Annotated in this window: 9 protein-coding genes; 1 reads left to right on the top strand and 8 read right to left on the bottom strand. The window is 70.9% G+C overall.

Annotated elements, in window-relative coordinates; genetic code table 11:
* The 5 genes from GTW67_RS17270 to glnA form a co-directional block, all read right to left on the bottom strand.
* Window positions 1–1178: winged helix DNA-binding domain-containing protein (locus tag GTW67_RS17270; RefSeq protein ID WP_161165718.1), on the bottom strand; the 1178-nt coding region annotated here is incomplete at its 3' end.
* Between the two features lie 75 nt (window positions 1179–1253).
* Window positions 1254–1832 (bottom strand): PspA-associated protein PspAB, encoded by a 579-nt coding sequence (pspAB, locus tag GTW67_RS17265; RefSeq protein WP_161165717.1) that lies wholly within the window; start codon window positions 1830–1832, stop codon window positions 1254–1256.
* 5 nt (window positions 1833–1837) lie between these two features.
* Window positions 1838–2755 carry a zinc metalloprotease HtpX gene (gene htpX / locus GTW67_RS17260; protein WP_161165716.1) on the bottom strand — a complete coding sequence of 306 codons (918 nt, stop codon included), beginning with the start codon at window positions 2753–2755 and terminating at the stop codon, window positions 1838–1840.
* Between the two features lie 58 nt (window positions 2756–2813).
* Window positions 2814–3074 carry an SCO2583/SCO2584 N-terminal domain-containing protein gene (locus GTW67_RS17255; RefSeq protein WP_202437352.1) on the bottom strand — a complete coding sequence of 87 codons (261 nt, stop codon included), beginning with the start codon at window positions 3072–3074 and terminating at the stop codon, window positions 2814–2816.
* A 129-nt stretch (window positions 3075–3203) separates the two neighbouring features.
* Window positions 3204–4613: a type I glutamate--ammonia ligase gene (gene glnA / locus GTW67_RS17250; RefSeq protein WP_161165714.1), complete on the bottom strand. Its 1410-nt coding sequence runs from the start codon at window positions 4611–4613 to the stop codon at window positions 3204–3206.
* A gap of 244 nt (window positions 4614–4857) precedes the next feature.
* On the opposite strand from glnA, the gene GTW67_RS17245 reads away from it, so the two are divergent.
* Window positions 4858–5325 carry an RDD family protein gene (locus GTW67_RS17245; protein ID WP_161165713.1) on the top strand — a complete coding sequence of 156 codons (468 nt, stop codon included), beginning with the start codon at window positions 4858–4860 and terminating at the stop codon, window positions 5323–5325.
* Between the two features lie 108 nt (window positions 5326–5433).
* Here the strand turns inward: GTW67_RS17245 and GTW67_RS17240 are convergent, their stop codons facing one another.
* From GTW67_RS17240 to lipA, 3 genes are all read right to left on the bottom strand, one after another.
* Window positions 5434–6135, bottom strand: a complete 702-nt coding sequence (locus GTW67_RS17240) for a DUF4191 domain-containing protein (protein ID WP_161165712.1) — start codon at window positions 6133–6135, stop codon at window positions 5434–5436.
* A gap of 68 nt (window positions 6136–6203) precedes the next feature.
* Window positions 6204–6422, bottom strand: coding sequence for an SCO2195 family GlnR-regulated protein (locus GTW67_RS17235; protein WP_161165711.1), 219 nt, complete (start codon window positions 6420–6422; stop codon window positions 6204–6206).
* A gap of 272 nt (window positions 6423–6694) precedes the next feature.
* Window positions 6695–7660, bottom strand: a complete 966-nt coding sequence (gene lipA / locus GTW67_RS17230) for a lipoyl synthase (RefSeq protein ID WP_161165710.1) — start codon at window positions 7658–7660, stop codon at window positions 6695–6697.
* Window positions 7661–7815: the final 155 nt, after the last annotated feature.

The following is a 7815-nucleotide window of genomic DNA, read 5'->3' as shown; positions in this document are numbered from 1 at the left end:
TACAGCTCCCGTTCCAGGGGGGTCCGGAAACGCGGGGTCACCCGCGTTGTCCCCACCCAGGACGCCAGCCGTTCCGCCTCCGTCGTGATCGCCGCCTCGGCCTCGCGGCCGACGTCCGTGTGGTCCAGGAGCCGCCAGACGATCTCGCCGTCGGCCCGCTGGGCCCAGCCGCCGATCACGCGGCCGTTCCACCACACCGTCGGGCCGACGTTGCCGCTGCGGTCGAACAGCGCCGGGCGCAGTTCCGGCGCGAGGTACCAGTCCCGCTCCCGCCAGCCCATCGCCGTGGGGTCCAGCGCGGGCAGCAGTGCGGCCCAGGGTTCCGCGGGCGCCGCCACCGGACCGGCGTCACCGGCGGCCACGTACCCCGTGCCCTCGTCCAGCGTCACCGCCTCCGCGCCGATCGCGGCCAGCGCCCGGCGGACCTCCGTCACCCGCCACCCCGTCCACCACTTCAGGTCCTCCTCGGTGGCCGGCCCGCACGCCGTGAGCCAGCGGCGCAGCAGGTCCGCCTGCGCCCCGGCGGTGTCCAGCTCGGGATGCGCGGGCGCCGGCGCCCAGCGGAACTGGCTGGACGTCCACGAACCCAGCGGCCGGCCCCGTACGACCTTGCCCTCCACGCCCAGCACCTTCAGCAGCCGGGTGGAGACCGTGTGCACGCCCTCGTAGCTCTTCCCGGCCGCGTACACGAACTGTTCCTTCAGCCGCGGCTCGTCCCGGGACAGCTCGGCCGCCGTCGCCTGTCCGCGCCGCGCCAGCGCCGCCAGCGTCGACTCCTCGACCTCCGTCAGCCAGGCCGCGTCCGGCGCCCCGGCCGCCGCCATGTGCTTGAGGAGCGCGGCCCGCTCCCGGGCGGCCACGGTGAGACCGGTCGACGCGTGCACCACCGCCGTCAGCGCGGTCGGGAAGACGAACACGGTGTGCCGCATGCCGTGCATCCGGACCAGCGTCCCGTCCTCGTACAGCGCCCGTTCCGTCTCGCCCACCGTCTTCGCCGGGTCCGCCAGCCTTGCCCCGACGGCCAGATACACCGTCGCGGGGTCCGTGCCGTGCAGCGCGACCAGCGAGCCGGCGACCTCCTCCGGGCTGTCCGCGCGGGCCCCGCCCGCCAGTCGCTGCCGCAGCGCGAGCCTCGCGCGCCGCTCCGCCGTCCCGATGTGCCGCCGTCCGTCACCCATGCCGGCCTCCGCCCGCCCGTAGCCTCCCGGTACGGCCATCCTGCACGACAGCACTGACAGCCGGCCCCCAGCCGGTCACAGGCCGGGCGCGCCCCACACCGGGAACCAGCGGCCCAGGTCCTCCTCGACCGGCAGCTCGCCGGCGAGCACCGCACGTATCCGCAGCTCCAGCGCGTTGTCCCGCTGCTGCCGGTCGCCGGGCAGGGGCGCGAACGGGTAGAAGGTGCCGCGCTTGTAGAGGTAGACGAGCGCGAGCCGCCGCCCGTCGTCGTCGCGGAAGCCGGCCAGGGAGCACAGCAGCTGCGGTCCGAAGCCGTTGACCTCCATCGAGCTGTTCACCGCGTGCAGGTCGTTCACCAGCAGCGGCAGCTCGTCGGGGGAGCGGTGCGAGACGAGCCAGGAGTAGCCGTAGGAGTCGTGGCTCAGCTCCACCGGGGTGCGGCCGGCGTCCGCGTCCAGCAGGGCCCGGACCTCGCGGTGCGTCTGCTCGAAGGCGGCGCCCTCGACCGTCGCGAAGCACACCGCGCCCCGCCCGGTCGGCGTGAAACCGGCCGCGGCCTGGAGGCCCACCGCCGCCGAGGGCAGCGCGAAGAGCCGGTCCAGGTCGGGCGCGACGGGCCTGGAACGGCCGAGCAGGATGTCGAGCAGGCCCATCGGACTCAGGCCTTCCCGGGCGTCGCCGCCTCACCCAGTTCGGCGGAGATCCGGCCCAGCTGGTCGAGCCGCTCCTCCAGACCGGGGTGGGTGGAGAAGAGCCGTCCGAGGCCGGGCTCGGCGCCGAGGGCGGGCGTGAAGTAGAAGGCGTTGAAGGCCTGCGCCGTCCGCAGGTCCTTCGTCGGGATGCGGGCGATGTCGCCGGTCACCTTGGTGAGCGCCGACGCCAGTGCCGAGGGGCGGCCGGTGAGCAGGGCGGCGGCCCGGTCCGCGGCCAGCTCCCGGTACCGGGACAGGGCCCGGATCAGCACGAAGCTCAGCGCGTACACCGCCGCGGAGACGCCCATCACGGCCGCGAACACGACCAGGGTGTTCTGGTCCCGCCGTCCGGCGCCGAACAGCTGCGAGTAGAAGGCGAACCGCACGACCAGTCCCGCGATCACGCCGAGGAACGACGCGACCGTGATCACGGCGACGTCCTTGTGCGCCACGTGCGACAGCTCGTGCGCGAGCACGCCCTCCAGCTCGGCCGGCTCCAGCCGGCGCAGCAGGCCGGTGGTCACGCAGATCACCGCGTTGTCCGGGTTCCGCCCGGTCGCGAACGCGTTCGGCATGTCCATGGCCGACACGGCGACCACCGGCTTCGGCATGCCGGCCATCGCGGAGAGCCGGTCGACCACTCCGTGCAGCTCCGGGTACTCGTCCCGCTCCACGACCCGGCCCCGCATCGCGAACAGCGCGATCCGGTCGGAGAACCAGAACTGCGCCCCGAACACCAGGGCCACGATCACCACGACGAGGACCCAGGACTTCAGCAGCGCGATCAGCGCGGCGATGAAGCCCACGTACAGCAGACCGAGCAGGAACAGTGTGATCCCCATGCGCACGGTCAGCCGTCGGTCGCTCCGGAAGCGGCTCTGCATCTGCATCACCCCGCAGTCGCGCACTCGTCCCGCTGTCCAGTGTGCACCCGGCGAGGTTCTAGTAAGGCGCCCTGAAGTTGATGTAGCCGATCAGCACGATCACCGCCGCCACACAGCCGAGCACCACGGCGGTGGACACCCACGACGACCTGCGGCCGGAACCCACGTGCTCCGGGTCGGCGCGGAAGGGCACCGGTCCGGGCGGGTTCTCCTTCCAGCGCGCGGCGAGCATCCGGGCACGCGCGGAGGGCTCCTTGTGCTCGGCGCCGTCGGCCCACTTGAGGTCGAACTCCCGCTGCTCGTCGTCCCGTTCGGACATTCCCGCCACTCTCCCCGTTCCGTCGATCGAACATCCGTGTTAGTACACCAGGAGGGTCGGCCCGCGCAAACGACGGCGTCCCCGCCCCTGCGAGACAGGAGCGGGGACGCCGGACGCCGGAAACGACGATCACACGTCGAAGTACAGCTCGAACTCGTGCGGGTGCGGGCGCAGCTGGAGCGGGGCGATCTCGTTCGTGCGCTTGAAGTCGATCCACGTCTCGATCAGGTCCGGCGTGAAGACGTCGCCCTGGAGGAGGAACTCGTGGTCGGCCTCCAGGCGGTCGAGGACCGCGCCGAGGGAGGTCGGGACCTGGGCCACGTTGGCGTGCTCCTCGGGAGCCAGCTCGTAGAGGTCCTTGTCGATCGGCTCGGCCGGCTCGATCTTGTTCTTGATGCCGTCCAGGCCCGCGAGCAGCAGCGCCGAGAAGGCCAGGTACGGGTTGCCGGAGGCGTCCGGGGCGCGGAACTCGACGCGCTTGGCCTTCGGGTTCGAGCCCGTGATCGGGATGCGCATCGCGGCGGAGCGGTTGCGCTGCGAGTACACCAGGTTCACCGGCGCCTCGAAGCCCGGCACCAGGCGGTGGTACGAGTTCACCGTCGGGTTGGTGAAGGCCAGCAGCGACGGGGCGTGCTTGAGGATGCCGCCGATGTAGTAGCGGGCGGTGTCCGACAGGCCGGCGTAGCCCTGCTCGTCGTAGAAGAGCGGCTCGCCGCCCGTCCACAGCGACTGGTGGACGTGCATGCCCGAGCCGTTGTCACCGAAGATCGGCTTCGGCATGAAGGTCGCCGTCTTGCCGTTCTTCCAGGCCACGTTCTTCACGATGTACTTGAAGAGCTGGAGGTCGTCGGCCGCGGCGAGCAGCGTGTTGAACTTGTAGTTGATCTCGGCCTGGCCGGCGGTGCCCACCTCGTGGTGCTGGCGCTCGACCTTCAGGCCGGACCGCTCCAGCTCCAGGGAGATCTCGGCGCGCAGGTCGGCGAAGTGGTCGACCGGCGGGACCGGGAAGTAGCCGCCCTTGTAGCGGACCTTGTAACCGCGGTTGTCCTCCAGCGCACCGGTGTTCCAGGCGCCGGCCTCGGAGTCGATGTGGTAGAAGGACTCGTTCGCGCTGGTGGCGAAGCGGACGGAGTCGAAGACGTAGAACTCGGCCTCGGGACCGAAGAACGCCGTGTCGGCGATGCCGGTGGAGGCCAGGTACGCCTCGGCCTTCTTCGCCACGTTGCGCGGGTCGCGGGAGTACTGCTCGCCCGTGATCGGGTCGTGGATGAAGAAGTTGATGTTGAGGGTCTTGTCCCGGCGGAACGGGTCGATGCGCGCCGTGGACAGGTCGGGGCGCAGGGACATGTCCGACTCGTGGATGGCCTGGAAGCCGCGGATCGAGGATCCGTCGAAGGCCTGCTCGTCATCGGGGTCGAACGCCTCGGCGGGCAACGTGAAGTGCTGCATGACGCCCGGCAGGTCGCAGAACCGGACGTCGACGAACTTGACGTCCTCGTCCGCGATGAACTTCTTGGCCTCGTCGGCGTTCTGGAACATCCAGCTCCTCCTACTCCCGACCGTCCCGCCGGGGTGGTAGATCGTTCGTGCGGCCAGTGCGGGTGGCACACGCTGCATCGACCCTAAGGACGGGTGATTTCTCGGGCGTGACCCATTTGTTTCGCAGAAGTTAACCGGCTCCCTTCCAGCCTAGGCCCCATCCGGGCCCCGCACACCCCACCCGTGTACCCCGCCGCGCACCCCGCCGTCCCTGGGGCATAAGGGGGCGCAGTACCGTGGACGGGTGGACAACAGGCAAGCAATCGGATCGTGGCTGTCCGGCCCGCGCGCGGCCATCGAAGGGGCCGGCGCCGATCTCGGATACCGGGGCGAGCAGCTCGGGCTGCCGGAGGAGGGGCCGGGCTCCATCGCCCGTCCGGGCCGCCGGCTCGGCGCCCTCGCCGTCGACTGGGCCCTGTGCTCCTTGATCGCATACGGCCTGATCACCGGCAGCTACGGCCAGACCGCGAGCAACTGGGCGCTGCTCATCTTCTTCGTGCTCAGCGTCCTGACCGTCGGCACGATCGGCTTCACCCCGGGCAAGCGCCTCTTCGGCCTGCGCGTGGTGGAGCTGGGCACGGGCCGCGTCAGCCCCCTGCGCGCCCTGCTGCGGTCCGTCCTGCTGTGCGTGGCGATCCCCGCGCTGATCTGGGACCGGGACGGCCGGGGCCTGCACGACCGGCTGGCGCGCACGGTCGAGGTGCGGATCTAGCGGCCGCGGCCGCCGAGGTGACGTTACGGCGATGGGGGCGCCCGGAGTGATCCGGGCGCCCCCATCGCCGTAACGCGTTCGGGTGCCGAGTGCCGGGGCCCGCCGGGCTCAGCGCCGGGGGTTGCCGCCCTTCGGCATCCGCATGCCCTTGGGCATCGGACCCTTGGGCAGGGGCATGTTGCTCATCAGGTCGCCCAGGGCGCGCAGCCGGTCGTTGGTCGCGGTGACCTGCGGGCCGGTCAGGACGCGCGGGAGCTTGAGCATGGTCGTGCGCAGCTTCTTCAGCTCGACCTGGTCCTCGCCGGTGCCCACGATCAGGTCGTGGACGGGGACGTCGGCGACGATCCGGTTCATCTTCTTCTTCTCGGCCGCCAGCAGGGACTTCACCCGGTTCGGGTTGCCCTCGGCGACCAGCACGATGCCGGCCTTGCCGACCGCGCGGTGCACCACGTCCTGGCTGCGGTTCATCGCGACCGCGGGGGTCGTCGTCCAGCCCCGGCCGATGTTGTCCAGTACGGCCGCCGCCGCGCCCGGCTGTCCCTCCATCTGACCGAAGGCCGCCCGCTCGGCCCGGCGCCCGAAGACGATCGCCGTCGCGAGGAAGGCGAGCAGCACGCCCAGGATGCCGAGATAGATGGGGTGACCGATCAGGAAACCGATCGCGAGGAGGACACCGAAGACGACGATGCCGACACCCGCGAGCACAAGACCGATCTTCTTGTCGGCCTTGCGGGTCATCTTGTAGGTCAGAGCGATCTGCTTCAGTCGCCCGGGATTCGCAGCGTCCGCTGCAGGTTCCTTCCTCGCCATGCCGTGAAGTCTACGTGGCCGGGAAGGCGCGTACGACGGCAGTGCCCGGCGCCGCCGTACGGGGGAGGTCAGAGACGGCCGCCGGCGACCTGCTGCTGAAGGACCCGCTCGGTCTCGATCCGGTCCTTGGCCCGGCGGCGGTCCTCCAGCACGGAGGTCCAGGCGTTGCGCCGGGCGGTGCGCTGGCCGCTGTTCATCAGCAGCGACTCGACGGCCCGCAGGGCCGTGGTGAACGACGGGATGGCGGTGGCGCGGACGGTGGTGGCGCGGACGGGCGCGGCCTGCATCGTGGAGGTCCCCCCTCGGTACGGATCCGGGTGTGGGTGTACGTGGTGTGATTCCAGGGTCACTGATTGGTGTTACCAGGGCGTGACCCCCCGGTCAAACGCACATGAAGCGGTGGTGCCGGGGGCCGGAACGGCGGCGCGGCCCCGACCGGTGCCCTCATCTGCGAGGACGGTCGGAGCCGCGGCGTATCGGCCATTACTGGCGAGTAGGGCCTTGTGCGTGAATTCACACGCCCCGTGCCCCCGTCGGCCCGGCGGAGGCTGACGGTGCGTCAGACGGCCTGGCCGGCGACGACGGTGTCGCGCTTCTCGACCGCCATCCGGTAGAGCCGCCCGGCGCGGTACGAGGAACGCACCAGCGGGCCGGACATCACGCCGGAGAAGCCGATCTGCTCGGCCTCCTCCTTCAGCTCCACGAACTCCTGCGGCTTGACCCAGCGCTCCACGGGGTGGTGGCGCACGGACGGGCGCAGGTACTGCGTGATGGTGATCAGCTCGCAGCCGGCCTCGTGCAGCTGCTTCAGCGCCTCGCTGATCTCCTCACGGGTCTCGCCCATGCCGAGGATCAGGTTCGACTTGGTGACCAGGCCGTAGTCGCGGGCGTCGGTGATGACCTTCAGCGAGCGGTCGTACCGGAAGCCGGGGCGGATGCGCTTGAAGATCCGGGGGACCGTCTCGACGTTGTGCGCGAAGACCTCGGGGCGGGAGTCGAAGACCTCGCGCAGCAGCTCCGGCACCGCGTTGAAGTCGGGGGCCAGCAGCTCGACCTTGGTGCGGCCGTCCGCGCGCTCCGCGGTCTGCTGGTGGATCTGGCGCACCGTCTCCGCGTACAGCCAGGCGCCGCCGTCGGGCAGGTCGTCGCGGGCCACGCCGGTGATGGTGGCGTAGTTCAGGTCCATGGTGACCACGGACTCGCCGACCCGGCGCGGCTCGTCGCGGTCGAGCGCCTCCGGCTTGCCGGTGTCGATCTGGCAGAAGTCACAGCGCCGCGTGCACTGGTCGCCGCCGATGAGGAATGTCGCCTCGCGGTCCTCCCAGCACTCGTAGATGTTCGGGCAGCCGGCTTCCTGGCAGACCGTGTGCAGGCCCTCGCTCTTCACGAGGTTCTGCATCTTCGTGTACTCGGGACCCATTTTCGCCCGGGTCTTGATCCACTCGGGCTTGCGCTCGATGGGGGTCTGGCTGTTGCGGACCTCCAGGCGCAGCATCTTGCGTCCGTCGGGTGCGACTGCGGACACGACCGGCTCCCTAGCGATTGATTCTTCGGCGCCTTTAAGCGTACGCCCGTTGATTTGAATGCCCGGCGAGGGTGCTGGCCTGCCGGGAGCTGCCGCCCCCGGACCCCCGCTTCGGCCCTGAACGGGCCTCGTCCTCAAACGCCGGACGGGCTGGA

The organism is Streptomyces sp. SID5910 (assembly GCF_009862125.1).
In the GTDB taxonomy this organism is placed as follows: domain Bacteria; phylum Actinomycetota; class Actinomycetes; order Streptomycetales; family Streptomycetaceae; genus Streptomyces.
The sequence above is the reverse complement of the archived record's forward strand: the minus strand, read 5'-3'. Positions and strand labels throughout refer to the sequence as shown.